Raw genomic sequence first — 25,418 nt, forward strand, 5'->3', positions numbered from 1 at the left:
GGTTACGTCCTATAGTGAGGGTTACGTGGCGGAACCCAATAACTGATCCTTTTTTGTCTTCTCGGACAGGGACTTCTCCATAAATTCTGCTTGTCTGTTTGCGAAACCCGCCGCTTACTGCGGCCAAGATCCTGCCCAGATCAACATGCGGAAGGTTGTCGGTTCGATTGACGTTAAAACGAAGGATATTTCTAATTTTTATCATCAGTTCGCTGGTTCCCTTTGTGAGTATTTTTTTCATCTCGAACTATACGATCGATCATATCTTCGATAACAAAATAGACAGCGGCATTAAAAGCAACCTGAGGCAGGTCGAGCTTTCCTTGCAAAATACGATCAGCAACCTGAATCATGTCTCACAGCATCTGGCATACGGCCAATCGATCATCAAACAACTGGACAACGTATGGTACCAACCGATGGACGCCTATCAGCGCGTACAGACCCGAGACCAGTTGAAAAATGAACTGAACATGGTTACATTCACGAACCCAAGCATAGGATTATCCTTTTATTATATAAAGGACGGCGACAAAATCGAGTTCGAAAACTTCCCGGTAAAAAAGACTTTTTCACTGAAATCGTTACCATTGCTTGCCCAATATTACGGCATTACCTATTTCGGCCCGTATCAAAGCATGAATGAATATGACGACCAAATTGTGTTGTCTGCGCTGAGGAAGGTGGGCCTTCCGGATCGGGACGATGTCTATGTGTACACGGAATCGGGATTTTCCATGACGCAAGATATCCTCGACAGCAACGAATACGGCGGAAGCCTTTCTCACCTGATCTTGGACAGCACCGGCCGGATTGCCTACAGTGATAAACCGCGTATATTCGCTGCCGGAGACGCCTTTCCCGGGGTTGACAAGGATGCGGAGACAGGCCTGTTTAAGGGCTATCACTGGTTCAGGCAGACTTCCAATCAAGGCTGGAGTGTCGTGTCCGTTATTTCCGAGACGGATTATAACAAGGAAAAAAATCGATGGATTTTGCAAGTTTTCCTGGTTTCCCTGGTTTTTTTTAATTTGACGATATTGTTTGCCTGGCTGCTCTGGAAAATGGTATACAGGCCGCTGAATATTTTTCAGGCTGAGATCAGGTTGATGTCTCACAATCGTTCGCCGTCGCAGCGTGAGCTGACGAAAATTCCCGAATTCGATTATCTGTTAAGGAAGTTTTCGGAGATGAAAGACGAGATCTGGAACTTGTTTAACGAGATAGAGCGGAAGGAGAAAAAACGTCACGATCTCGAGGTGGAGAAGCTGCTCTATCAGATCAACCCCCATTTCTTGATGAACACGCTGGATACGGTAAACTGGCTCGCGATGATGAACGGACAAAAGGAGATCAGCCGGCTCGTCAAGTCGCTGAACAAGCTGCTGTTTTACAATTTGGGCAAGCTTGGGCAGGTATCAACGATCCGGGAAGAGATCGATGCGCTGAAGCAGTACCTGGTGCTGCAGCAAATCCGCTATGACTTCCAGTTTGACGTTCGAATCGAATTGGACGACAGCATCCTTGAGATGGCCGTGCCACGCTTTATCCTTCAGCCGCTGGTTGAAAATTCACTTTATCATGGGTTAAGCGATGACGGCTATATCCACGTCAGTGTGAAGCGGGGTAAGGACGTGATGATTACGATTGAGGACAATGGGGCGGGCATGTCACAGGAGACGATCAATGAGCTGCTGAGCAGCCGGACGGTCGCCCAGGAAAAGATTGGCATGGGGATCGGGATGAATTATGTGATGCGCATACTGGAGGCCCGGTATGACAATAAAGCAAAACTGGAGATCATGAGTGAGATCGGCAGGGGGACCCGAATCGTTCTTACCCTGCCTTTGATTGGAGAGGATATGTCATCATGATCAAAGTACTTTTGGTGGACGACGATAAGCTGGTCCGCAAAGGCTTGATTTCGCTTCTCCCCTGGCACAAGTTCGGAATGCATGTTGTGGGGGAAGCCGGCAATGGCGAGAAAGCATTGGAGTTCCTGGAATCGCAGCCGGTTGACTTGCTGATCACCGACCTGTCCATGCCTGTCATGTCTGGTATTGAATTGCTGCGGGTCGTCCGTAAAAAGTATCCGCGCATGCATACGGTTGTCTTAACGCTTCATCAGGATTTTGAGTATATTCAGGAGGCGCTCAGGCTTGGCGCGATTGATTATATTGCGAAGGTGCAGATGGATGAAGACCAGTACGAGGACATTCTCGGCCGAATCGCCGAACGGATCGGCGAGTCAAATCCGGCGCTCCCGGCCGCTTTGCAAAATGACAGCCTCGTGCCCTCCGTTAAACAGAGTTATGCGTTGCTGCACCTCGAACGCGAAATCGATCATGGATGGCTGAATCTGGCGCATGCTGATGTAACCCTTCTTGAGGGGGATGCGCGCAGTTGGATATGTGTGCCCGCGGCAGGCCGCGAGGATGAAGGATTTAAAGTCCTATCGGACATAGTGCGCCTGGAACCAAACGTCGTGCTGCTTATTTTGTCCGACTTCCAGGGAATGACCGTGAACGATATGAAGCGTTGGATAAGAGACTATTCGCAGAAAGTGCTTTTTTATGCGTATCATCCGGACCGGACGATCATAACGGTTTCCAGGGCCAATCTCCAGGAGGAGATTAGCGAAACGGATCATTTGGCAATGGAGAAAATAAAGGATCAATGGTTGATATCCACATGGATTCATAACGAAGAAGGGTTTCAAAGCCTTCTGGTTGAAACAAAATCGCTGCGGCTGCAGCAGAATCAGTTAATGGGCATGTTGTATTCGCTGGTCACGGAGTGGAAACGGATGTTTGTCCATACCCTGTCGGTAAACATTCCTGCTATCCCCGCGGTGCATTCGTGGTTTGCGGTCGAGCAGTGGTTAGGCGAAGTCCGCGGTTGCATCCGGCAATCAATGAAGCATCTGTCCTATTCACCCGAAATCGTCGAGTTCATCACGAAGGCAATCATGATCATCCAGGAGGAAATGGACAGGCAGGTTACAGCCGCCGAACTGGCGCAGCGGCTCAATCTAAGCCGAAGCTACTTCAGTCAATGCTTTAAGGATATCATCGGAAAAACGTTCAACGAGTACTGCCGTTCTGTCCGCATAGAAAAGGCCAAGGAGTATTTGTTGAATACAAACAAGCCCATTGTCTGGATTGCGGAACAAACCGGGTACACGGACGAGAAGTATTTCAGCCGGATTTTCCGTGAATTGGCCGGTGAGCTTCCGAGTGAATATCGCCAGAATCATCGAAGGTAGATAAATGGGGGCAAGACAGTGGGGGGAATGTTGGAAATTATAGTTGGAGATTGTTGAATGCCGCAATAAATTGCCTTCATTTCTCTACCTGGACACCCGCCCGCTTCCTATCTCGGAAAGCCCGAGTAAGCGATTAAACTAATCGTGTAACCAAACTTGATTGGGAAGAGGGGCACAGAATGAAAAAGAAGATTGCAATCGGATTTCTTGCAGCAACGATGCTGCTGGCAACGGCCTGCTCGAACGAGGCGAAGGATTCCAGTACGGCTGAGACGAATACGCCGAAGGCGTCGAACACAGAGTCGGCCGAGAAGACACCTACGGCGGATCCTTTTGGCAAATATGAGGAGCCGGTAACGATCGGGATTGCCTACAGTGTTGACCCGAGCTTCAAGTCTACCAAAGGCGAAACGCTGGAGAACAACGCCTGGAAAAAGGCATTGAAAGACGACCTGAATGTCGAGTATAAAATCAACTGGCAGACGTCCAAAGAGAACTTTGACCAGAAAATGAACTTGTCAATCGCCAGCAACGATCTGCCCGATGTGGCGGTGGTTAGCCAAACGCAGCTGACGCAAATGGTGAAAGCGGGGCAACTCGAGGATTTAACGGAACCGTTCAATCAATATGCGTCTCCCTCTGTAAAGAAAATCATTGAGAGCACGAATGGAATTGCGCTGAACCAGGTAACCTTCGACGGCAAAATGATGGCCGTGCCGAATGTATCCGCCGAGGACTTTAATTTCTTGTGGATCCGCAAAGACTGGCTGGATAAGCTTGGCTTGGAGGTTCCGAAAACCGTGGAGGATGTCGAGAAGGTGGCGAAAGCCTTCGTTGAACAGGATCCTGACGGCAACGGCAAGAAAGATACGATCGGGATTGCCTCCGGCACCACATTGTACAACGATTTCACGGGCGGCCCTGCGGGCTTTGACCTGACGCCCATCTTCAGCGCATTTAACGCATACCCTGGGTATGTGGTAAAAGGCGCGGATGGCCAGCCGGTATATGGTTCGACGCTGCCTGAAACGAAAACAGCACTCGCCAAGCTGCGCGACATGTATGCAAATGGCCTGCTCGACAAGGAAATCGGCATTCGCAAAGCGGCTGAAGAGACGGTTATCAGCGGCAAAGCGGGCATGTTCTTCCTGGGCTTCTACGGCGGTTACTGGCCGCTGCCGACGGCATGGGCAAACGATCCGACAGCCAACTGGCAGGCCTATGCGGTGCCGCTTGATGCACAAGGCAAATACAATGCAAAGGTGACGAACCCTTCGAGCGGCTTCCTCGTCGTGCGCAAAGGCTACGAGCATCCGGAAGCGCCGATCAAGGTCAACAACCTGTATCTTCGCGATGAATCAAAGAACGGTAACGACTTCATGCTGGCGCGCAACTTCTTCGCGCCGCTTGATGAAATCGGATTTGAATACAAAGCGCTGCAAGAAGTACTGGCCGGGACGAAGAAACCGGAAGATTATTCGGATCTGACGGAGTACAAGCTGTTAAAGAACTCTCTGGAAACGATCAAGAATGCCAAGAAAGAGCCTTACGACAAGCTGGATATCCAGTACTGGAACCAGAAGGATAAGGACTTTATGCGCGCCTATTCCGTCATGGTCGGCGCGAAAAACCACTTCGATCCTAACCTTAACAAAGTGGAAAGCTTGAGTTATATGCGTACCAAAACGATGGAAAAGCGCTGGACGAACTTGACCAAGCTGGAGAACCAGGCCTTCCTGAAAATTATTATGGGCTCCGCGCCGATCGACTCCTTCGACCAATTCGTCAAGGATTGGAATAAGCAAGGCGGCGAGCAAATCCTGAAGGAATTGTCCGAAACGATCAAATAATTCGCGCTCCAAGCAAAGAACCCTTTCGACCGAAAGGGTTCTTTGCCATTGTCGGAGACGGGGTAGATAAATGTGGAATGGACAGGGGTGCATATGTATCATCGTCCGGCTGCGGCCGATTCCCGGTTCGCGTGAATCGTGTAATTTTCCTTCATTTATCTACCCAAACGTCCTCCCCCCTTCTAACTCGGTTGGCGGCCTTCCTTGTATATACTGTACGAGTAGCAGAAAGATTGGGGGACAGCATCTTGAAGAACAAAGGCTTCGCCAAACATTACTATTTAATGTTACTGCCGGGATTTGTGTGGCTGATTATGTTCAGTATTATTCCAATGTTCGGGATACTGATCGCCTTTGAGGATTTTCAGCCTGTTGACGGGGTATTCGGCTCGGATTGGGTCGGACTTGAGAACTTTAACTACATGTTCGATCTTACCGACAGCAAGATTATTTTCATAAATACCATCCGTATCGCCGTTATGAAGATCATCGCCAATCTGATCATTCCGGTCATTTTCGCTCTCATGCTTAATGAACTGCGGGCGGCTATTTTCAAAAGATGGGTCCAGACACTCGTCTATCTGCCGCACTTTCTGTCCTGGGTTATTCTGAGCGGCATTATTATCAATATCCTTTCGTTCTCCGGCCCTGTGAACAACTTGCTAGCCGCATTCAATATCGAACCGGTCCTGTTTATGGGCAAACCCGAGCTGTTCCCGTATCTGGCGGTCGGCAGTGATGTGTGGAAGGAATTCGGCTTCAATACGATTGTTTATCTGGCAGCATTAACGGGCATCAATCCCTCCTTGTACGAGGCGGCGGCACTGGACGGAGCGAATCGCTGGAAGCGGCTTACAAACATTACACTTCCGAGCATTACGCCAACCGTCATGCTTCTTCTCATCCTGAGTCTGGGCAATGTACTGAATGCGGGATTCGACCAAATTTTTAACTTGTATAATCCGCTTGTCTATTCGACTGCCGACATCATCGACACTTGGGTTTACCGCGAAGGTCTTCTGAAGATGCAGTATGGATTGGCTACCGCCGTTGGATTGCTAAAATCCGTGGTTGGCTTCCTTTTGATCACTTGTTCCTACTATCTCGCCAACCGGTTTACAAACTACCGGATTTTCTAACGAAGGAGTACTGACATGGTTAGAGACACGACCGCGGCATCCAGAATTGTCGATAACATTCTGATTTTTGTGTTGTTTGTGATCACGCTTCTATGTATTCTTCCGATTTGGTACACGTTAATGATCTCGCTCAGCGACAAAGCCGCCGCAGCCGGCGGGACCGTCAGTCTCTGGCCGATCGGCTTCAATGTAGCGTCTTACCAAGAGATCATGAAGGACAACGCATTTTTGCATTCATTCTGGGTGTCCATCCAGCGTGTCTTACTGGGCGCCGCTCTCAGCGTTATCGTAACGGTGCTGATGGCCTATCCGCTGTCTAAGACCGCCCGGGATTTCCGCCTGCGGAATGTGCTGATGTGGTGTCTCGTGTTCACGATGCTGTTCAACGGAGGCTTGATTCCGATGTATCAGACCGTGAAGGCGTATGGCCTGATCGACAGCATCTGGGTATTGGTGCTGTCCGGCGGACTGCCCGTCTTTAACGTGATACTGGTCATTAACTTCTTCAGAAATTTGCCCAAGGAGCTGGAGGAATCCGCTTTTGTGGATGGCGCCGGTCCCTGGTATACGCTGTTCAAGATTTTTGTCCCGCTGTCCGTCCCCGTCTTGGCAACCGTTACGCTGTTCAGTATTGTTGGTCATTGGAACGAGTTTTTCAGCGGTTTGGTATTTATGACGAGGCCCGAAAACTATCCGCTGCAGACCTATATCCAGCAGATGGTCGTCCAGCTCGATCTATCGGAAATCAATAACGATCCCGAGGAATTGAAACGGCTGAGCGAATTGTCGAACCAGACTCTTAATGCCGCCAAAATCTTTATTGCCATGATTCCGATCCTCGCGGTATATCCGTTTCTGCAACGATTCTTTATCCATGGCATTACGCTGGGATCGGTTAAGGAGTAATAAAGTCTGGGATAATTGAATCAGAAACTCATGGACCTGCATTGGTTCCGTTGAGTCATATACTTCTTGGAGGGATGGACATGATTCGCGTTACGGTATGGAACGAGTACCTGCATGAGAAGATGCATAAGGAGGTTGCGGGCATTTATCCGGACGGCATCCATCAGGCGATTGCAAACGGCATTTCATCGGAATCGATTGCAGTGCGGACTGCAACGCTGGAGCAGCCGGAGCATGGGCTGAGTGAAGGCGCGCTCCACGAGACGGATGTGCTCATATGGTGGGGGCATATGGGCCACGACGAAGTTGATGATGCCGTGGTCGATCGCGTTTACCAGCGCGTCCTGGACGGCATGGGGCTCATTGTGCTGCATTCGGGTCACTTCTCAAAGATTTTCAAGAAGCTGATGGGCACGGGCTGCGATCTCAAATGGCGCGAAGCCGGGGAGAAAGAGCGGATCTGGACGGTGAACCCCGCCCACCCAATTGCAGCCGGTATTCCCGAAACGTTCGTCATTCCGCATGAGGAAATGTACGGGGAGCATTTCGATATTCCTGCCCCCGACGAACTAATCTTCGTCAGTTGGTTCGAAGGCGGCGAAGTGTTCCGTAGCGGATGCACGTTCCATAGAGGGCAGGGGAAAATCTTTTATTTCCGACCCGGTCACGAGACTTTCCCCACTTACTATCAGCCTGAAGTGCTGCAGGTGATCAATAACGCAGTGAAATGGGCCGCTCCGTCGCAGGCGGCCAAACCGGTCCGCGGATTGCACGCGCCGCTTGAGAACGAAGAGGTAAAGAAGAGCTTCGAAGTGGTTTTGAGGCAGTGGGAGGCTTTCCGGGCGGCGCAGCAAGAAACCAGGCAATAAGCCGCGAAGGGCGAGTCCATAAAAAACAAAAGGCTTCTCATGGGTTCGACGAACTCATAAGAAGCCTTTTGTCATGTTACGCACGCGCGTGAGTTTGAACAAATCGGGCAACGGTTTCGGCATAAAACTCAGGCTGCTCGTATCGTGGCATATGGCCGCTGTATTCGAAAATCTGAAGTCGGCCGTTCGGTATGCAGTTCAAAAAAGCGTCGACATGCCTGTCGCATGTGACGTGATCATGCTTTCCCTTAAGCAGCAAGGCCGGGCATTTTATGGAAGAGAGAAGCGGCAAGATGGACCGTCCGATTTCATCCTCCGCATGAAGCTTGCTCTGAAATTGTTGCTGTTTGCCCCAATTGCTTTGAGGAAACGGCGACTCTGCAATCACCCGGTCGAAAAACAGCTTATCCGGTCCGTAAGTATAAAGATTCTCACGCTGATCTCCCAGACCGCTTAGCGCGTAGCCGAAGCAAGCCTGCATGATTTGGGCAGGCGTGCCGTACTCCTTGTCCGCCGCATTCCGGCACGCAGCCGCACGTTCCGGTTGTCCCAGCTTCTCATATTCCTTCGCGGCGCCCCTCATTAACGAACGGGCCGACAGAGCGTAATCAAACGTCGGAGACTCAAAGATTACGGTCTCGATCGACTGCGGATATAAGGTCGCATAATATAATGCGAGATAGCCACCAAAGGAGTGGCCGAGGACGGACCATTTCGGAATGTCGAGCTCGGAACGGAGCGCTTCACAGTCCTCCGCCAAATCATGCAGGGACAAGGCTTCTTCTTCGAACAGCGAATCCGAACGAAGACACCCCCGCTGATCGAATGTGATCAGGTAGACGGAGCCGGAAAGGCGGTGCGCCTGGAACAACTCAAAGTCGTACGCGCCTATTCCGGGACCTCCATGCAAGTACAGCAAAGCCGGTGATTTCGGATCCCCTGAACAGGTGACATATATATTTTTGCCGCGAATGTTTAAAAGACCTTCCGTTTTCATTTTCGACCACGCTCCTCGTCCATATAGTAGAACAGACAAGCGTGGCTGGCTTGATGCCGGGGCCGGATTTTGGGCTCCTCCTGCAGACGGATGCCGCAGACGGCTGAAGAGCTGTCAGGCTTGATTGAGTGATTCAAGTTGTAAGAATCAGGGGAACAGGACAGGGGTCAACGTTTCAAGCCGGATATCCGGAACGGATAAGCTCCATCCATATCGGATTAGGAGGTGAGGATAATCTGGTGGAGAGGCGGAACGGGCAAACACCCAAATCCCGGGAAATAGCGTGGTTAGTGGCACAAACAAACCAATTACAAAAAATACGTCATACGATCATAGGAAGGAGTTCTTCTCTAATATGCGTACCAGTCACCCTGACGGGGTCTAATATTTTTTCTGTGTCGGAGGAGCTGGCGAAACCGAAGTGGAATCAATTCGGCCATAGACCAAGATATATCGATAATCCCTGGAATAAAGAAAAGCCGCTGCTCCTCCGCTCATCGTGCCGCATGTACGATAAGAGAGAACATGGAGAGATGTGCTGAAGTTGTCGAAACGGACGGAAAAGCAGCGGTTTGAAAATTCGGGAATCCATCAAACAAGTCTAATCTGCGGGAACTTTCATGTGAAGGCTTTCTTAAATAATGTCGAGCTGAACCTTTCCAGTCGGTTTGGGGAACGCCTCATCTAACATCCCCAAGTCTTCCTCGGTAAGCTTAATACGTTCCGCCTCCGCATTCTCTTCCACATGCGCTGCTGTCGACGCCTTAGGAATGGCAATCACGTCACCGCTTCTAATGCACCAAGCCAAGAGAATCTGAAGCGGCTTCACGCCATGTCGATCGGCAATCTCCTTAACCACTGGATGCTCAACCAACCCTCTTCGTAATGTGCCCGCCTGGGCGAGCGGACTGTAGGCCATCATCGGGATTTTTCGCTCTCTCAACCAAGGAAGCAGGTCGTATTCTACGCCGCGGGAACCGAGATGATACAGCACCTGATCGACCATGCAATGCGTCCCTCGCGCCGCGTCGAACAGTTCCTTCATATCTTCCGTGTCCAGGTTCGAGACGCCCCATCGCAAAATTTTCCCCGCTTCGACCAACTGCTCCATCGCTTCTACCGTTTCGCTTAGAGGAATGCTTCCTCTCCAGTGAAGAAGATAAAGGTCGAGGCGGTCCGTCTTTAACCGCTTCAAGCTTTGTTCGCAGCTGCCGGCGATGCGATTCAGTCCCGCGTTGTGCGGGTACACTTTGGATACCAGAAACACTTGATCTCGTATCCCTTCGATCGCTTCTCCAACCAAGGACTCGGATCTGCCGTCGCCATACATTTCAGCCGAATCGATCAGGTTCAATCCAAGCTCCACACCGCGTCTTAACGTGCGAAGCTCTTCATTTTTTTTGGACGGATCATCCCCCATATACCACGTACCTTGACCGATTCTGGGCAAAGACGTCCCATCAGGAAGGGTTGCCATGCGCCCACCCCCTTATTTTTTACAATATTTTTCCCGCTGCGTCCCGTCCTATTCTCCATAGAGAATATGTTGGGCGATGTTTTTGCATTGGTCTCCCACACGTTCTAAGTTGCTAAGTATATCCAAGTAAATGGCACCTGAAGTAATGGGCATAATTTTGGTTCAATCGGTTAATATGCGCCTTACGGAACGTATTTTCCATTCGGGCTCTGTTTTAATGCAGACCTAACAAAGAAAGATGGAGGAATCCCTCATGGATCCTCCATCCTTCATCTTTCCTTGTTGAATTAATATGCCGCTGCTTGCCGCGCGGCTGCGCCTGAGCTAGAGACCGTAGATGCGGCTGTACTTCTCTTCCAGGTAGTCCACCAGATAGTCGGCCTTCAGATCTTCGCCTGTGACCTGGCGGATAAGCTGCTCCGGCGTATAGAGCTTGCCGTGACGATGAATCTTATCCTTCAGCCATTCCTGGATGCCTTCGAAGCGGCCGGCTTCGATGTCGGCATAGAAGTCGGGCTTCTCGCGCAGAATCGTATTCAGCAGCTGGGCTGCGTACAAGTTCCCGAGGGAGTAGGAAGGGAAGTAGCCGAAGCCGCCAAAGGACCAGTGGACATCCTGCAGGACGCCTTCCGTATCGTTGGCAGGCGTAATGCCGAGGTATTCCTGCATCTTCTCGTTCCAGATCGCCGGCAGCTCCGCCACCTCGATGTCTCCGTTGATCAGCGCCTTCTCGATCTCATACCGGATCATGATATGAAGGTTGTACGTCAGCTCATCCGCTTCCACTCGGATCATCGTAGGCTGCACGCTGTTGATCGCCCGGTAGAAGTCATGCTGGCTTACGTCTTCCAGCTGCTTCGGGAAGTGTTCCTGGAGCTTGGGATAGAAATATGTCCAGAACGACTCGCTGCGGCCGATCATATTTTCCAGGAAGCGGGACTGCGACTCGTGGATGCCGAAGGATGCTCCGCTGGACAGAGCGGTTTCTTTGAAGCGCGGATCGATGTTCTGCTCATAAATGCCATGTCCTGCCTCGTGAATCGTCCCGAATACCGCAGAACGCACATTATTCTTGAGATATCGGGTCGTAATTCGGACATCCCCGGTGTTTATGGACAGGGCGAACGGATGAACCGTCTCGTCCAGCCGTCCCGCGTTCATATCGAAGCCGAGGATCGGAAGGAAGTAGTGATTGAATTTTTTCTGCTGATCAACCTCGAATGCTTGCTCGAAGACGGCTGTCGAAGGCTTGTTGCCGGAGCTGTTGATCCTCTCCAGCAAGCCCACGCTGCTCTCTCTCAGCTTGGCGAACAACGGATCCAGTACCGCCACGCTTAAACCCGGCTCGAATTCATGCAGGAGAGCGTCATAAGGATGCTGATCATAGCCGAAAATTTCAGCCATTTTGCGGTTATAGTCAACGATCTTCTCCAAATAAGGCTGGAAGAGGGAGAAGTCGCTCGTCTCTCTGGCTTCTTCCCAGGCATCGTTGGCTTTGGAGGTGAGGACGACATAATCGCGGTACATCTCTTCGGGGATTTTCTTGAAGCGCTCATATTCCTCGGTGCGATCCCGAATCTGCGCCTGCGTGATTTCGTCCAGTTCAGCCTTTACCTCAGGAGCAGACAGGATTCGGAGCAGAGAGCCCATCTCTTCCGATACGGATAATTTGAACTGTTCCGTTCTGAACGTCCCGATTGCTTTGGCGAACAAGTCTCTCCCTTTCTTGGGAGCGGTCACCTTCTGATCCCATCCGACCAGACTCGAAATCATGCCTAGATGAGCGATCTTCTCTTCCAATGCTTTATACTGGTCGACAGCTGTCCGAATGTTTGGATCGAGGGATTTCAGTTCCATGCAAAAGCCTCCCATTAGAAACGATTGTTGTTGCCCTCACAAAAAAGACTGGTCAGTCTATTTTATTTAATCACTTTTTTTTCCTGTCATCAAGTGAATTTATGAACAGAAATATCCAGGAGATTTCCGCGGCAGCGGAAGAGGTGCCGGCGAACTCCATCCACCAAGGATCGCCGGCGAACTTTCCGCAGCTGGCGCGAAAATGAGCGAGACGGTGCCGGGCATGAGCTTCCCAGTTTTCTTGAAGCAATTGCCTTACATAAGGCGAAGTAAACGTCCGCCATACCGTATTTCATTCGCGCGCCGACATCTTCTCGCAATTCCCGTAAATGAGGCTTGCAGCCCTGTTCCATGCCACCATATTCAGCCGTTGATCCGTAATACAGGCCGGACTTGTTCCCTGCAGTGAAGGCTGGTAGAGGCATTTTATCGAAAAAGCAACTAAACGCTTGCGGTGAATGGGAAACTTCCGAATGCATGAATCGGGATCATTCCAAAATGCGGAGAAGGTCTCTCCGGAATCCGGCTCCAGCATCAAGAACCCGCGTCCGGCGCGGGTTCTTGATGTCTGCGGTTCCTCGTTAATCAATCGTCGCCACTTTCCACTCGCCTTGTTTATTCTTGAGCAGCGAGATGAGGCCGCTGCCCATCGTCAGGTAACCGTTGGAGTGAATGGCCTGATAAGTGAAGGCGTAATCGATCCTCTTTGTATCCGCGGGCTGCCCTTCGTAGGATAGGAAGTCGAAGCGGTATTGAATATCGGCGTACAAAAGAAAATCGAAGGCTTCCGCCGTCTGCGGAGAATAAAGGGAGGAGCTGAAAAGCTTCCGGTCTCCCGTTGCCCAGCCGTTCAGGCAATCCATGACGGCATCTGTCATCTGCTCGGTTCCCTTGCCGCTCAGCTTGGGGCGTGTGACGTATACACCGGGCTTGGGCAGCTTTTTCTTCTCCAGAAATTGAGCGTTCTCAAGCATCTTCGTGAATATCGGGAGCATCCGCTCCCGATATTCTATCGCCGTCCGAATCTCTGCGGTATAAGGCTTGCCATGCGCCGTGAAGGCAAAATAATCGACGGACGTTTCCCGGTCGCGGACCGTTCCCTTATATTCCTTGTACTTGATCCATAACGGATCCTGTTCGGAGGTCTTTAAGGCCATGGAACCAGAGCGAAAGAGCAGATGGTTCCGATGATACGAGGTTCCCCACGCCTTTCCCTTTCCTTCCTCGAACTCCTCAAGCGCAACCGGAACGAACACGGCAATCGGAGTGAGGGAATCGCTGAGCAGCTTGGTCTGCGTTTCCTGCCCGTCCACCATGAAGCTTCGGCCCGAACCGTCATAATCAGGCATGATTCCATCCGGGAACAGCGACTCGGAGGCGGCAGGCGCATCTGGAGAAGGGCCTGGTGCAGTTGGTCGGGGAGATGCTGCTCCTGCAGGCGGCGAGGCCGCAAGCTGCACCGTGGATTCCGAAGCGGGCTGGCGGCTGCGCGGCGCTTCTTGATCGGCACCGCAGCCTGCGGCGAGCACTAGCGTCAGGAGCGAAGCTGCGGCGTAGTTGACGTTCCGATTCATCCTAGGATCACCTCATCCATCAGACGTCGGGAATTTGAAAATGGTTACTGTTTTCCAGAGAGAGTTTGCTGCTTCCCCTGCACGGAATGATCATGGCTGGAATCTCCATTCCCGCACCACTTCGCGCTCATCCCGGCTCACCTCTGCAAAGCCGAGAGAAGCATAAAGGCCGGATGCCCGCATGTTGTCGGGCCGATGACCGAGCTTGATCGTGCCGCCCAATTGCTTCTCCTCGATATATCGCATGAGCTCTTTCATTCCGGAGCGTCCAAGCCCTCTTCCTTGGAACTTGCGATCCAGCATAAAAGCCATGATCCAGCAGCTTCCGTCAGAGGGATCGATAGCGTACACCGCGAATCCCGCGAGTTGTTCATCCGTGTACATCGCGAGAGGAGTGAACCCGCAATAGGCGGACTCAGCGAGCCAATAGACCGCAGGTACAGGAAATACGTCCTTCTGCTCGTCCGTGACTTCAAGCTGGGTGCAAGCGTACCAGTTATTTGGATCGATGGGTCGCAGTTCTACTGTCGGCCTCAAGCGGTACCGCAGCCGATCGCACGCCTTCAAGAGCTTGATCCGAAGCTGAAGAGCCCACTCGGGCGAGCGATGGATATCCATATTCTCCACGCTGCGGAGGAGACGTGCGAACGCATACAGGTCTGCAAACCTTTGAAAAAGAGGGAACGTCTGCACACAGCGTTCATCCAACGGTTTAATGGACCGATACCCGATTAGAAAATGCTCGATTTTCCGCTGGGCGCCGGCATCCTCTTGCTCCGCCAGATCGCTCAGGGCCGATGCTGCATCCATCCCGTACCAGTGGATCATGGCATCGTCAAAATCGATGACGGAAAAGCGGGATTCCTCTTCGTCATAAAAAATATTGTCCGTTTCGAAGTCATAATGAATCAAGCCCATATGTCTCTCTTCAGTCGGAAGCTTGGAGAGCTGTTCACGGATGCGTTCTAGCTCGTGCCGGGCCATTTCCTCCGAGGGATGCCGCTGCAATACGGAGGCGATGAAGTTTAGGGCGTCCATCCAGCTTTGTCGGGATTTCGACACGGCCGAATAAGACTCGGATAAAAGATGCAGCGAAGCAAGCGACCTTCCCCACTCTTCGGCATGCCGATCCGTCATGAGATCTAGCGGAATATGGTTTCCCTTGGCTTGTTCAAATACAACGCCGAAGTACGATCCATCTGCCGTCCGGATCGTTTCGATCCAGTTGCCGTATCGGGATAGGACAGGAGCGGCAGCCGGATAGCCGGACGATATCAGATACAGGATGAAATCAAGCTCTGCCCGAATATTCTCGAGACTGTTGTCCTCTTCATGGATATACCGTAGAAATTGCCGAACGCCGTTTCTTTCAGACAAGTAGACAAAATTGCTGCTTGCTCTCCAAAACGTCAGCGTGTTGGCATCATGCTCCCAGCATGAAATCAGTTGTTTGGCCGAGGAATCGTTTTCCGTTCCCCGTACCATGTTTTTTAGCGACATCATTTCCGGTTGCCTCCCATGGCCTAATGAGAGGTGTAAGGGTTACAAATAGCGACCTCTCACAGGTTCATTTGTATGTTCGTTCGTCTTCAACCACCATCACTCCTCAATCGTAGTAGGGATTTAATGTTTAGGTTTGGAGCGGATTAAATCTTTCCCTCGTAAAATATGGTTGAATATATTCCCAGTAGGATCAAGGGGTAATTTAGACTAAAGAGTTTTATACGAAGAGAGCCGGGGGCGGCTGTTTGCCGAGTGAATTCCGAGGGCACGAGCAGCATGGCCGGCAGATCGCCGCTGTCGATGCGGGGAGCGCCTATATCGCCTATTTGCTTGAAGATGGAATAATCGTACATGGTCGAAAAGAGCGAGAAGCAAGTGCCCAAGCCGGCCAATACAGAATCGATTCAAGACGAAATAAAATGATGCTGAAATCCGATCGTCTTGCTGCTATCGGTCAGGATGGCGGCGAAAAGAGCCACGAGGACAGCGTATCCTGCCGCGTACAGCATCGTTAAGTCCGAGCGCCCTCGGGATGTAGAGAGCCGAGGTTCCCTCCGGGAGATGGCCGAAGCCGGATAGAAGCGAGGCTTCAATCGTGCTTACGACCGGAAAGACCGAAAAGGACACCCTGCGAGGTGTCCCTTAGCGCTTTCATGCTGAATCTGGAGCCTGAAGCCCGGGCAGCGGGCCTACTCTCCCGCGAATCGCTCGAACGTTCTCTGGAAAATCTGAATCGACTGCTCCACCGTCAGATTGCCCATCGGGTTGAAGCGGTTCTGGCCGACGCCCTGCATCAGGCCGAGACCGACGGAGCGGTATACGTCCGCCTTCGCCCACGAGGCGATCGCCTCGTCATCTGCGAACGCGCCGGTTGGAGCGGCGGATCCCGGCGGCTTTCCGGCAACGCTTGCCAGCTTGCTCTCCAGCCGGGTCAGCAGGGCCGCGGCCTCCTGGCGGGTAATCTTCGCCAAGGGAGCGAACTCGGTCGGGGAGACGCCGCTGATCAGTCCGGCAGACACCGCCTTGGAGACGTTGGAGTCGCTCGTATCCTGAAACGGCTTCCGGTCTGCCGGAAGGCTGCTTCCCGTGGTGTTTTCATAAACCCCGACGAGCATGCGCACGAAATCTATGCGGCGGATCGGCGTCTGGTACTGCGTGTCCAGGGAATAGGGGATGAGACCGGCGCCCTTCGCCTTCGCATAGGCTTCCTTCGCCCAGCCGCTCGGGGTGTCGCCCGGCGCTGCCGGCCGCACGGTGACGTAGAGCGAGTTCTCCTGTCCCAAATAGTTGCTGTAGCGGATATAAGCAGCGCCCGCCTTCAAGCCGCGCAAGACGCCGGAGGAATCCACCGACGCGACGGACGGCTCGCTCGATTCCAGCTGTCCCGCCATTCCGCCTGCCACAGCGCCTTCCCCCGTTGAATAGAGGCGCAGCGGGACGCTCTCGCCCGGTGCAAGCGCGACCGCATCGCTGCCGAACCGTTTCATTTCCGTCATCCGGAAGAAGACGGTATCATATTCGATCGACGTTTCCGGACTGGCTTTGGAGCGGAGGCCGTCTATGCGCACGTGGAAGCGGTCGTCCTCTTTGAAGTCCGATATTCCGTCCGGACGGAAGATAATGCAGACCGGAATGCCGCCGTAACCGCCTTTGTCGACACGGAAGTATTCGCCGGACTTGTCCGTATCCGACTTGTCCAGCGTCCATTTCCGGCCGTCTTCTTGCCGGGTCACCGTTACGGTGATGGAGTCCGTGTCGTTTTTGTCGTACCGGTCCGTGTTCAGCGATACCGACCAGGCGTCCGAGGGCGAGAAGGCTTCGGACGGGAAATAACCTGCTGCCGGCCAGCCGATGAAATCATAATCGACGCTGCCAGCGGTCCTTCCTTTGTCAAAAACGTACATGGAGGAGTACGGCGACCCGTAACCGCCCGTCTCGACTGCCCGGACATAGCCGAACATCGTCCGGGTCATCGCCGGATTCAGGATCCATCTGCGGTGGCCGACCCGGTCGATATTGCTTGGATCGCTGTCCGACATGTAGCCGAGGACGCTGCTGTACAGCGTCGGGCTGCCCATATAGAGGTTGCTGCTGCTTGCTCCTGCATAACCCAGCTTGTACGGTCCCTCCTCCATCCCGGCCGGCTTGGCCGGAGAGTGGCTGAGCTGATCGTTCAGGGCGTTGATCAGCGATGCGCTCTGCTGCTGCCGATGCAGGGTCCAGTCCGGCTGCACGTCATCGGGGACTCCGGCCAAATAACGGACGAAATTCGTCGCCCGCACTCCGTCTTCGATATACTCGGCTTTTAATTTGCCTTCCTGGAAAGGAGCTGTCAGACTCGGCAATTGCTCGTAAATGTCGTTCCCGCTCATATAGGCAAAGGACCGCTTCATGGGCAGGTAGCTCTGCATCCATTTCTCGACGATCTCTTCCTTCGTTCTCGCGGCGGTTGTCTTCCCTATGCTGTCTGCGGCTTCGGCTGTCTGCGGCCATACGGCCAGCATGCCTGCGGCCAGGGCGCATGCGCAGAAGGCGGCCGTCGTCCTCGGCATCCATTCGCGAGGTTTCCAAGCGGTTTGATTGCGGTTCATTCGTTCCCACCCTCTTCACTCTATTCATCTGATGCCTTCTTCTCGTTATCGGCGGTAACGGGAAAAATCGGTAGGCCGCAAGACGAGTGGAGGACGAAATGGAGGAAGAAGCCGATAGCCTGCAAATGAGAGCGGGCTGTCGGCTTCAAAAGAGGGCATGAATGCCGGTTGTTGCTGGCACAGGGAGAGACAGGAAAGATGCAGGAAGGATGCAGGAAGGATGCAGGAAAGATGCAGGAAAGATGCAGGAAAGATGCAGGCTCTCTTCAGGCCCTCTTCGGCCCTCTTCAGGCCCTCTTCAGGCCCTCTTCAGGCCCTCTTCAGGCTACCTCTTGACCGCCAAGCAATAGTTCACATGATCGAAGGCCGTAATCGGGTGCTCGGGCTGGCTCTCATTATAGGCGTGAAACAGCTGCTCGGTAATTTCCTCCGGATTCAGATGCTGATCAATCCGCAAACCCATCTCTTCGAGCATCCGCTCCAGCTCGGAGCAGGAGTAGCCTGCCTGCATCGGCTCGCCCGCACGCGCGGTCATCATGAGCTGCTTCTGCACCCGCTCGCCTGCCTGAGGAGTGAATGTCTGCTCATCAGGATAATCGAAGACGATGCCGCTGCCGGCCGGAAGCAGGGAAACGATGCCGGACAACAGCTGCCGGAAATCGTCTTTGGCGAGGTAATAGCTGATGCCCAGCAGGCTGCAGAAGCTGAGCCGATCGGGATTGAACCCGGCGCAGGCCAGCACATGTCTCTGCCAATCCGGCTCGCGGAGGTCGACGGCGATGTGATGAAGATTGGGAGGCCGGTCCATATGCAGGGCGGACACGCGTGCATGCTTGTCGGCGGCCGTAACGGGATGGTCGAGCTCGAAGATCTCGAGCTTGGAGGCCCATTCCGGCTGGCGATAGGCGAACGTATCGTAGCCTGCGGCGAAGATGAGGTACTGCCTGGCTCCAAGCGCGGCGGCCGCAGCCAGTGCCCGCTCGGCAAATGCCGCCCGGCCGAGCGGAGTGGGTGAAAGCTGATGGTCGACAACCTTGCGGAGGGCTTGCTCCTGCGTCCCTGAGAACCCGGGCTGGAAGAACGCGATCGCCTGCGACATGTTGCTGGAGATTCCGTCGTATTCTTCATCGGTCAGCAGCTGCCTGGCGATCCGGTCGTCGAAGATTTTGACCGGATTGTGCTCGGCGTGGTAGGCGCGCGAGAACGCGCTGACAAGTGCGGTCAAGCTTTTTGATTCCATGATCATCACCTCTATTCCGTTGTATCATCGGGACGTGGCGAAAAACAACACTTGACTTTATTGTATTTTTATGGTATAATTTATCAAATATTTTTACATAGTTCACTATTCTGTCATATTTGAGGCGATTTTATTGTTCAGTCATACACGAATCTCCGCTGCGACCAATAGCTGAAGAGGAACAGGGAGGCTTCCGTCATCAGCTTGGCCGCGACGAGCGGGATGCCGATGCTGGCATGGAAGAAGAGCATCAAGCCGTAGTTCAGCAAGACGATCACGATGACGAGCGAGAAGTACCGGGGCAGCGATTTTGTGATCGCGGCCTCTTTGCCATGGGGGAAAACCATGCGGCGATTCATCGTGTAATTGAAGATGGAGCTGCATATCCGCGCTCCGATGACCGACAGGAGCAAGCTGGACGTCAGCCATTGAAGCAGGAGCAGCAGCGAGAAGTCCAGGATCGCGGCGAACCCGGAGGACGCGCAGAACTTCAGGAATGGAAAATAGATCCGGGCGGAATCGGCGAGCGGACGAAAGTGGGAGGACTTGTTGTCTTCCAGATAGACCGTGTCGATCGGCACCTCGACCAGGCCATAACCGGCTTGGGGAGCATCAAGCAGCATGTTCATCTCGTATTCGAAGCGCTCGCCCGGCACTTCGCACAGCCAGTCCAGCATGTCGGAGGAATACCCGCGCAGGCCGGTCTGCGTATCCTGGACAGGCCTTCCTGTCGCGAGGGCATAAACCATTCGCGTCGCCGAATTTCCGAAGCGGCTCCGCATGGGAACCTTGCCGGTGAATTGCCGGCTGCCGAGCACGATATGGCGGCGATGCTCGCGGACGGCTTCCGTAATCCGTACAATATCTCCAGGCAGATGCTGCCCGTCGCTGTCGGCGCAGACGACGCCCTCGCCGCCGCCCTGCCGCCGCACATAGTCGAAGCCGGTCTTGAGCGCGCTGCCTTTGCCTTCGTTCGACCGATGCGTCAGCACGGTGCAGCCCGTTTTCTCCAAGGAATCGAAGATCGTCCGGTATTGCTCGCCGCTGCCGTCGTCCACGACCAGGATCGGGTCGGAACTGACTGCCTTCAGGCTGCCGACAAGGGCGAGAAGGCGCTCGTCAGGCTCGTATGAGGGAATAAGGATGGTCATATCGGTTGCCTCCTTGTCAGGACTGGGGAACATAGATAATGTCGCTCACGCCTCGCTCGTTGCCCTTGCCGAGAGGATTGTTCACGACCCGGCCCATGAAGTACATCGTGGACGATCCGCCTCCGTCGAGATTGTAGGCTTCGGTGGCGCCGAGCTTCTTGAACAAGTCCGCGAACTCGGTGAGAGTCATGCCGCGGCTGTAGCCGCTGCTCCTTCCGTCGACCACGACAAACACCAGATGGTTGGGAGCGATCATCCCGATTCCGGTCCGCGGATTGGAGTCTTGAATGGAACGGTTGCCGAAGTTGCTGTCGATGCGCACGCTGCTGAAGTCGCCTGCGACCTCGCCGTCCTTCACGAGAACCGGCCCGAAGGAGAACGTGTTCGTCGCTCCCTCGGCAAGCAGGTCGGCCGAGGAGGTCTGCTCCTCGTCATAGGTCTGCAGGGTGCCGTTGCCGAGCAGGGCCAGGCCGTCGCGCGCCGGCTCGTCCCGGTACAAGGTGCCGTTGCGGATGATCACTCCATCGCTGCGGAAGCCGTAATAGTCGCCGTTGATCGCCAGCACGGCGTTGTTCGCCGCGGCGATCGCCGACGTGTTTTCGGTAATGTTCGTGCCGAAGGTGTTTTTGGCCAGGGCGGTCAACACGTTCGGGGTGTCGGCAAATTTCACGTCCGCCACGAAGTAAGTGACGGCATCGGAACCGGAGCCGGTCTGGACTTTCTTGATGCTTATCGTCCGGTTCGCATCGGAGTAGTTCCAGTCATCCGACTGGACTTGCGCCGTGGAAGAAGCGGCCGTCGTCTGCCCGACGGCGGTGCTGTTCGGGGCGACGACGACTTCGGCATGCTCGATCAGATAGCGGTCTGCCAGACGGTACAGGATGGTGGAGAGGATGAGGAGGGACATCGCGATGATAGCAATGATTTTGGTTTTTTTGCGCCGGTGGAACATGGCCGATCACTCCTTCAAGAGGTTGTTGCCGTTATCTTAGATCCGCTACCTGTAATGAAACTTAAATGGGAGGACGCCAATCAGGCCAGCCGCAGAAAATGCATTTACAATCTTGCCTGATTTCAGTATCATCAAAAGTAAATTCCGACTGTGCGTGACTGGCGGAGCATGGGTCCAACCATGAGGGAGCGCACGGATACAGCAGCCGTACGCCTGGGCAGAGGTAAGGGGGATACCCCTTACCTCTTTGCGTTTTTAAGCGGACAAAAAAAGGAGAGCTGCAGAAATGACGGAGCAAACGCTGATATTGGATGGGGCCCGAGTGGCCGGGGAAATCAAGGAGCAGTTGGCCAAAAGAGTCGAGACTCTAGCCGGCAAAGGAGTCGTGCCGTGCCTGGTTACGATTCTGGTGGGAGACGACCCGGCTTCCGAGACCTATGTCCGGATGAAGGGCAATGCCTGCCGGAAGCTCGGCATGGAGTCCAAGAGGATCCATCTCGATTCGGAAACGACGACAGGGGAGCTTGTGGACGTGATCCGCGGATTGAACGAGGACCCTGCCGTTCACGGCATCCTGCTGCAGCATCCCGTGCCGGAGCAGATTGACGAGAGGGAGGCTTTCGAGGCCATCGCGATCGACAAGGATGTGGACGGGGTCACGGCGCTCGGTTTTGCGCAAAACGCCTTCGGCTACGCAGCCTATCCATCCTGCACGCCTGCCGCCATCGTCGCCATTCTCGACTATTACGGCCTTCCGATCGAGGGCAAGCATGCCGTCGTCGTCGGACGCAGCCCGATCCTTGGCAAGCCCGTGTCGCTCATGCTCCTGAACCGCAACGCGACCGTGACCGTCTGCCACTCCAAGACGCAGCGGCTGAACGAGATTGTCGGACTTGGCGATATCGTCGTGGCGGCCGTCGGCAAGCCGAAGTTCATTCAGGGAGAATGGATCAAGGAAGGCGCCGTCATTCTCGATGCCGGCTACAACGAAGGAAATGTCGGCGACGCCGACTACGAGGCCTGCGCCCTCAAAGCGAGCGCGATTACGCCGGTTCCCGCGGGCGTAGGTCCGGTCACGATCGCGATGCTGCTCAAGCATACGGTGGATGCGGCGGAGAAAGCCCTTTCCGCCCGCTGATTGAAGACGGGAGCGGGATGAAGCCCAGGATGGACTGGACGAGAGAGGACCGGCTGCTCATCGTGAATGCCGACGATTTTGGACTGACCCGAGGGACGAACGATGCCGTCATGGATCTGTTTGCCCGCAGCTCGATTACTTCGGCATCCCTCATGATGACAGGCGCTGCCGCCAAGGAAGCCGTTGGCTCCGCCAGCCCTAAGGCCCGGAGCCATACGGGCATCCATCTTACGCTGTCCAGCGGAGAGACGTCGCCTCAGGCTCCTGTATATCGGGGGAGGGCGCTGCGCAGCTTGGTCGATGAGGATGGATTTTTCCATGCCGACATCTCGCTTCTGGAACGGCAGGGCGATCCCGAGGAGGTCAGGCTCGAGTTGGAAGCCCAGATCCAGGGCGCCATACAGGGAGGCATCGATCCGACCCATCTGGACAGCCATGCCGGAAGCGTGCTTGGCCTCCATACGGGCAGGGATTTTCTGGATCCTGTATTTGAGCTTTGCTGCCGATACGGGCTTCCTTTCAACCTTCCTTTGGGAATCGTGGAGCAGCCTTATTTCAGCTCGGTGCAAAAGGAAAGATTTCAAAGGCGGATCGATTCGGCTCGGCGAAGAGGAATTGTCCTCATCGACGATATGGTTTCACTGCCCTATTGTTCATCGGGCAGCTATGAAGAAGCCAAGCGGCAGCTGATTGAAATTCTAAGAGGCCTCAGACCGGGAATCACGCAGCTGACGCTGCATCCTTCGCAGGTGACGGAGGAGCTGAAGGCCGCGACAGCCTGCTTCCGCGAAAGGGAAATGGAGTACCGCCTTTTGATCGACCGCGACATCCGGCTGTTGTGGGAGACGGAGAAGATCAAGCTTCTGTCCTGGAGAGAGATCCGGGAGCTGCAGCGAGCGGGTTCGCGGGCTTGGCGAAGCCCGTGATTCTCTTTGAACGCAGCCTATTGCAACGGGGTGAAAGGGCATTGACCATTTGCCGCTCCGCTGACGGATGAGCAGGGAAGAGATGGCTTGATGCTCGCGGAACAGATTCTCGACAAGGATGCGCAAGAGCTGAGCTTTTCAGGGAACGGTCGACTTTTTTGGGGGCAAGCTATAGGGGAATGGAAAAGGGGCTGCCGAGTCTTGCTCGGCAGCCCTTAGAGTGCCGAAAAAGTGGTTATGGGTTTCAAATAAGGCCCAAATCGGTCCTTGGAGCGAAGCGAGAGTGGTCATGGGTTGCAAATAAGGCCCGAATTGGGCCTTGGAGCGAAGCGAAAGTGGTCATGGGTAGCAAATAAGGCCCGAATTGGGCCTTGGAGCGAAGCGAGAGTGGTCATGGGTTGCAAATAAGGCCCGAATCGGGCCTTGGAGCGAAGCGAGAGTGGTCATGGGTTGCAAATAAGGCCCGAATTGGGCCTTGGAGCAAAGCGAGAGTGGTCATGGGTAGCAAATAAGGCCCAAATCGGGCCTTGTAGCGAAGCAAGAGTGGTCATGGGTTGCAAATAAGGCCCGAATTGGGCCTTAGAGCGAAGCGAGAGTGGTCGTGGGTTGCAAATAAGGCCCGATTTGGGCCTTGGAGCAAAGCGAGAGTGGTCATGGGTAGTAAATAAGGGCCGAATCGGGCCTTGTAGCGAAGCAAGAGTGGTCATGGGTTGCAAATAAGGCCCGAATTGGGCCTTGGAGCGAAGCGAGAGTGGTCATGGGTTGCAAATAAGGCCCAAATCGGGCCTTGGAGCGAAGCAAAAGTAGTCATGGAGGGCAATAAAACCCTTATCGGGCCGCTGCCGAGTCTTGCTCGGCAACCTTGTTTCTCGCTCGGCAGCAGCCTTGTTTCTTGCTATTAACAGGTGAAGGATTCGACGCTCTGCAGATCCAGGCCGGAGAACGCCCAGCTGAACCCGGTCCAGCGGAAGCCCGCGACGGATGTGCGCCCGACAAAGACGGGATAGAACCAGAAGCCGGGCCCGAACCGGGGCCAGATGTACGTGAAGCGGAAGGAGCAGCCCGAGATGGCGCCGGGATCTACGGCGAAGGTCGAGACGAGCGGCTTCTGCGGCACCGCTTGAGGCGGTGGCGAAGAGGGAGCTTGAGCCCCGCCTGCAGGATCACCGGGAACACCGCCCGGCGTACCGCCCGGGAACCCGCCGGGAACACCGCCCGGGAAGCCTCCGGGAATACCACCCGGGAACCCGCCGGGAACACCGCCCGGCGAACCACCCGGCATGCCGCCCGGGAAGCCTCCGGGAACACCGCCCGGCGAACCACCCGGCATGCCGCCCGGGAAGCCTCCGGGAACACCGCCCGGCAAACCACCCGGCGTACCGCCCGGGAAGCCTCCGGGAGCACCGCCTGGCATGCCCCCGGGGAAACCGCCTGGAAATCCTCCGGGCAATCCTGGGGGCGTAGGAAGCATGAAACCCATGGTCAGAACTCCTTTTTGATCAGATGACTGCACGTGGCTACAGCAAGGTGATGGCGAGCAGATCGAACAGCACAAGCGGCAGGATCACATTGTTGTAGTACGGATTGACCGGTCCCGGCAGGAAGGCGCGGCTGCAGCCTTCATTGGAGAGACGGATGCAAAGGATGCTCTTGTGGCAATGAATGATGTAGCCTTCGAAAACGTCCCCGTCGATCGTCTCCACCTTGACGAGCCGATTCGCATGCTGCGAGCACAGCTGATGCAGATGGCTCTTGACCGACCGCAGCGTATGGCCGACATGCGGCTCGCATTTGTAGAACGGCTCCGCTGCCGCCGCTTCCATGTGGGAATAGGATGGGCTCATGAGGAAGATCCTCCTTTTATAGCAACCTGGGTTATCCTATGCAGATGCCTATGGCGAGGTTACGAAGGAGCAAGGAAAGCCGGCACCGGCAAGCTCCGGCTTGCTGCGGCGATGGCGGATCCGAGCCTTGCCGGACCCA

The 25,418-nt window shown here is 54.2% G+C and carries 21 protein-coding genes, 1 pseudogene and 1 riboswitch; of the genes and pseudogenes, 9 read left to right on the plus strand and 13 right to left on the minus strand.

From position 1 onward, the window contains the following. Positions 1-167: 167 nt before the first annotated feature. The 6 genes from AC06G8_RS00765 (at position 168) to AC06G8_RS00790 (ending at position 8,029) form a co-directional block, all read left to right on the plus strand. Positions 168-1,874, plus strand: coding sequence for a sensor histidine kinase (locus AC06G8_RS00765; RefSeq protein WP_480284112.1), 1,707 nt, complete (start codon positions 168-170; stop codon positions 1,872-1,874). Then, the gene (locus AC06G8_RS00770) at positions 1,871-3,265 is read left to right on the plus strand and encodes a response regulator (protein ID WP_480284113.1); all 1,395 of its coding nucleotides are present in this window, start codon (positions 1,871-1,873) and stop codon (positions 3,263-3,265) included. The genes AC06G8_RS00765 and AC06G8_RS00770 overlap by 4 nt, the downstream gene beginning before the upstream one ends. Positions 3,266-3,444: 179 nt before the next feature. Further along, positions 3,445-5,115, plus strand: a complete 1,671-nt coding sequence (locus AC06G8_RS00775; RefSeq protein WP_480284114.1) for an extracellular solute-binding protein — start codon at positions 3,445-3,447, stop codon at positions 5,113-5,115. A 248-nt stretch (positions 5,116-5,363) separates the two neighbouring features. After that, positions 5,364-6,254 (plus strand): ABC transporter permease, encoded by an 891-nt coding sequence (locus tag AC06G8_RS00780; RefSeq protein WP_480284115.1) that lies wholly within the window; start codon positions 5,364-5,366, stop codon positions 6,252-6,254. 15 nt (positions 6,255-6,269) lie between these two features. Beyond that, the gene (locus AC06G8_RS00785; RefSeq protein WP_480284116.1) at positions 6,270-7,160 is read left to right on the plus strand and encodes a carbohydrate ABC transporter permease; all 891 of its coding nucleotides are present in this window, start codon (positions 6,270-6,272) and stop codon (positions 7,158-7,160) included. A gap of 80 nt (positions 7,161-7,240) precedes the next feature. Further along, on the plus strand, positions 7,241-8,029 hold the full coding sequence (locus AC06G8_RS00790; protein ID WP_480284117.1) for a ThuA domain-containing protein: 789 nt from the start codon (positions 7,241-7,243) through the stop codon (positions 8,027-8,029). Between the two features lie 76 nt (positions 8,030-8,105). Here AC06G8_RS00790 and AC06G8_RS00795 read toward each other — a convergent pair whose 3' ends face one another. From AC06G8_RS00795 to AC06G8_RS00825, 7 genes and pseudogenes are all read right to left on the minus strand, one after another. Beyond that, the gene (locus tag AC06G8_RS00795) at positions 8,106-9,026 is read right to left on the minus strand and encodes an alpha/beta fold hydrolase (RefSeq protein ID WP_480284118.1); all 921 of its coding nucleotides are present in this window, start codon (positions 9,024-9,026) and stop codon (positions 8,106-8,108) included. A gap of 634 nt (positions 9,027-9,660) precedes the next feature. Further along, on the minus strand, positions 9,661-10,503 hold the full coding sequence (locus AC06G8_RS00800) for an aldo/keto reductase (RefSeq protein WP_480284119.1): 843 nt from the start codon (positions 10,501-10,503) through the stop codon (positions 9,661-9,663). 48 nt (positions 10,504-10,551) lie between these two features. After that, the gene (locus tag AC06G8_RS00805; RefSeq protein WP_480284120.1) at positions 10,552-10,656 is read right to left on the minus strand and encodes a PhoU domain-containing protein; all 105 of its coding nucleotides are present in this window, start codon (positions 10,654-10,656) and stop codon (positions 10,552-10,554) included. Between the two features lie 171 nt (positions 10,657-10,827). Beyond that, positions 10,828-12,360, minus strand: a complete 1,533-nt coding sequence (locus AC06G8_RS00810; RefSeq protein WP_447665128.1) for a carboxypeptidase M32 — start codon at positions 12,358-12,360, stop codon at positions 10,828-10,830. A gap of 70 nt (positions 12,361-12,430) precedes the next feature. Beyond that, positions 12,431-12,640: pseudogene (locus tag AC06G8_RS00815) on the minus strand (MmyB family transcriptional regulator); the annotation flags it as partial. Positions 12,641-12,941: 301 nt separating this feature from the next. After that, entirely contained in the window at positions 12,942-13,934 is a 993-nt protein-coding gene (locus AC06G8_RS00820; RefSeq protein WP_480284121.1) for a hypothetical protein, read from the minus strand. Between the two features lie 90 nt (positions 13,935-14,024). Continuing rightward, a complete protein-coding gene (locus AC06G8_RS00825; protein ID WP_447665131.1) occupies positions 14,025-15,437 on the minus strand; it encodes a GNAT family N-acetyltransferase in 1,413 nt (470 codons plus the stop codon). Between the two features lie 245 nt (positions 15,438-15,682). On the opposite strand from AC06G8_RS00825, the gene AC06G8_RS00830 reads away from it, so the two are divergent. Further along, entirely contained in the window at positions 15,683-15,952 is a 270-nt protein-coding gene (locus tag AC06G8_RS00830) for a hypothetical protein (RefSeq protein WP_447665132.1), read from the plus strand. Positions 15,953-16,126: 174 nt separating this feature from the next. Here the strand turns inward: AC06G8_RS00830 and AC06G8_RS00835 are convergent, their stop codons facing one another. The 4 genes from AC06G8_RS00835 to AC06G8_RS00850 form a co-directional block, all read right to left on the minus strand. Next, the gene (locus AC06G8_RS00835; protein WP_447665133.1) at positions 16,127-18,028 is read right to left on the minus strand and encodes an S-layer homology domain-containing protein; all 1,902 of its coding nucleotides are present in this window, start codon (positions 18,026-18,028) and stop codon (positions 16,127-16,129) included. A gap of 325 nt (positions 18,029-18,353) precedes the next feature. Then, positions 18,354-19,268, minus strand: a complete 915-nt coding sequence (locus AC06G8_RS00840; RefSeq protein ID WP_447665134.1) for a class I SAM-dependent methyltransferase — start codon at positions 19,266-19,268, stop codon at positions 18,354-18,356. A 137-nt stretch (positions 19,269-19,405) separates the two neighbouring features. Then, the gene (locus AC06G8_RS00845; protein ID WP_447665135.1) at positions 19,406-20,419 is read right to left on the minus strand and encodes a GtrA family protein; all 1,014 of its coding nucleotides are present in this window, start codon (positions 20,417-20,419) and stop codon (positions 19,406-19,408) included. Positions 20,420-20,435: 16 nt separating this feature from the next. Next, positions 20,436-21,371: a phosphodiester glycosidase family protein gene (locus tag AC06G8_RS00850; protein WP_447665136.1), complete on the minus strand. Its 936-nt coding sequence runs from the start codon at positions 21,369-21,371 to the stop codon at positions 20,436-20,438. A gap of 144 nt (positions 21,372-21,515) precedes the next feature. Beyond that, a riboswitch (ZMP/ZTP riboswitch) is annotated at positions 21,516-21,597 on the plus strand. A 60-nt stretch (positions 21,598-21,657) separates the two neighbouring features. On the opposite strand from AC06G8_RS00850, the gene AC06G8_RS00855 reads away from it, so the two are divergent. After that, on the plus strand, positions 21,658-22,509 hold the full coding sequence (locus tag AC06G8_RS00855) for a bifunctional 5,10-methylenetetrahydrofolate dehydrogenase/5,10-methenyltetrahydrofolate cyclohydrolase (protein ID WP_480284122.1): 852 nt from the start codon (positions 21,658-21,660) through the stop codon (positions 22,507-22,509). Between the two features lie 29 nt (positions 22,510-22,538). Next, complete coding sequence (locus AC06G8_RS00860) at positions 22,539-23,435, plus strand: polysaccharide deacetylase family protein (RefSeq protein WP_480284123.1); 897 nt, start codon at positions 22,539-22,541, stop codon at positions 23,433-23,435. Between the two features lie 898 nt (positions 23,436-24,333). Here the strand turns inward: AC06G8_RS00860 and AC06G8_RS00865 are convergent. Together AC06G8_RS00865 and AC06G8_RS00870 are read right to left on the minus strand one after the other, a co-directional pair. Next, the gene (locus AC06G8_RS00865; protein ID WP_480284124.1) at positions 24,334-24,915 is read right to left on the minus strand and encodes a hypothetical protein; all 582 of its coding nucleotides are present in this window, start codon (positions 24,913-24,915) and stop codon (positions 24,334-24,336) included. A gap of 37 nt (positions 24,916-24,952) precedes the next feature. Further along, positions 24,953-25,279, minus strand: a complete 327-nt coding sequence (locus AC06G8_RS00870; RefSeq protein ID WP_480284125.1) for a hypothetical protein — start codon at positions 25,277-25,279, stop codon at positions 24,953-24,955. Between the last annotated feature and the right edge of the window lie 139 nt (positions 25,280-25,418).

Source organism: Paenibacillus sp. SJS-P3 (assembly GCF_056711585.1).

Coding starts and splice junctions, on each gene's coding strand:
- AC06G8_RS00770 (WP_480284113.1), top strand. CDS start 1,871: ATGATCAAAGTACTTTTGGTGGACGACGATAAGCTGGTCCGCAAAGGC.
- AC06G8_RS00775 (WP_480284114.1), top strand. CDS start 3,445: ATGAAAAAGAAGATTGCAATCGGATTTCTTGCAGCAACGATGCTGCTG.
- AC06G8_RS00785 (WP_480284116.1), top strand. CDS start 6,270: ATGGTTAGAGACACGACCGCGGCATCCAGAATTGTCGATAACATTCTG.
- AC06G8_RS00790 (WP_480284117.1), top strand. CDS start 7,241: ATGATTCGCGTTACGGTATGGAACGAGTACCTGCATGAGAAGATGCAT.
- AC06G8_RS00795 (WP_480284118.1), bottom strand. CDS start 9,026: ATGAAAACGGAAGGTCTTTTAAACATTCGCGGCAAAAATATATATGTC.
- AC06G8_RS00800 (WP_480284119.1), bottom strand. CDS start 10,503: ATGGCAACCCTTCCTGATGGGACGTCTTTGCCCAGAATCGGTCAAGGT.
- AC06G8_RS00805 (WP_480284120.1), bottom strand. CDS start 10,656: ATGCCCATTACTTCAGGTGCCATTTACTTGGATATACTTAGCAACTTA.
- AC06G8_RS00810 (WP_447665128.1), bottom strand. CDS start 12,360: ATGGAACTGAAATCCCTCGATCCAAACATTCGGACAGCTGTCGACCAG.
- AC06G8_RS00820 (WP_480284121.1), bottom strand. CDS start 13,934: ATGAATCGGAACGTCAACTACGCCGCAGCTTCGCTCCTGACGCTAGTG.
- AC06G8_RS00825 (WP_447665131.1), bottom strand. CDS start 15,437: ATGATGTCGCTAAAAAACATGGTACGGGGAACGGAAAACGATTCCTCG.
- AC06G8_RS00835 (WP_447665133.1), bottom strand. CDS start 18,028: ATGAACCGCAATCAAACCGCTTGGAAACCTCGCGAATGGATGCCGAGG.
- AC06G8_RS00840 (WP_447665134.1), bottom strand. CDS start 19,268: ATGGAATCAAAAAGCTTGACCGCACTTGTCAGCGCGTTCTCGCGCGCC.
- AC06G8_RS00845 (WP_447665135.1), bottom strand. CDS start 20,419: ATGACCATCCTTATTCCCTCATACGAGCCTGACGAGCGCCTTCTCGCC.
- AC06G8_RS00850 (WP_447665136.1), bottom strand. CDS start 21,371: ATGTTCCACCGGCGCAAAAAAACCAAAATCATTGCTATCATCGCGATG.
- AC06G8_RS00855 (WP_480284122.1), top strand. CDS start 21,658: ATGACGGAGCAAACGCTGATATTGGATGGGGCCCGAGTGGCCGGGGAA.
- AC06G8_RS00860 (WP_480284123.1), top strand. CDS start 22,539: ATGGACTGGACGAGAGAGGACCGGCTGCTCATCGTGAATGCCGACGAT.
- AC06G8_RS00865 (WP_480284124.1), bottom strand. CDS start 24,915: ATGGGTTTCATGCTTCCTACGCCCCCAGGATTGCCCGGAGGATTTCCA.
- AC06G8_RS00870 (WP_480284125.1), bottom strand. CDS start 25,279: ATGAGCCCATCCTATTCCCACATGGAAGCGGCGGCAGCGGAGCCGTTC.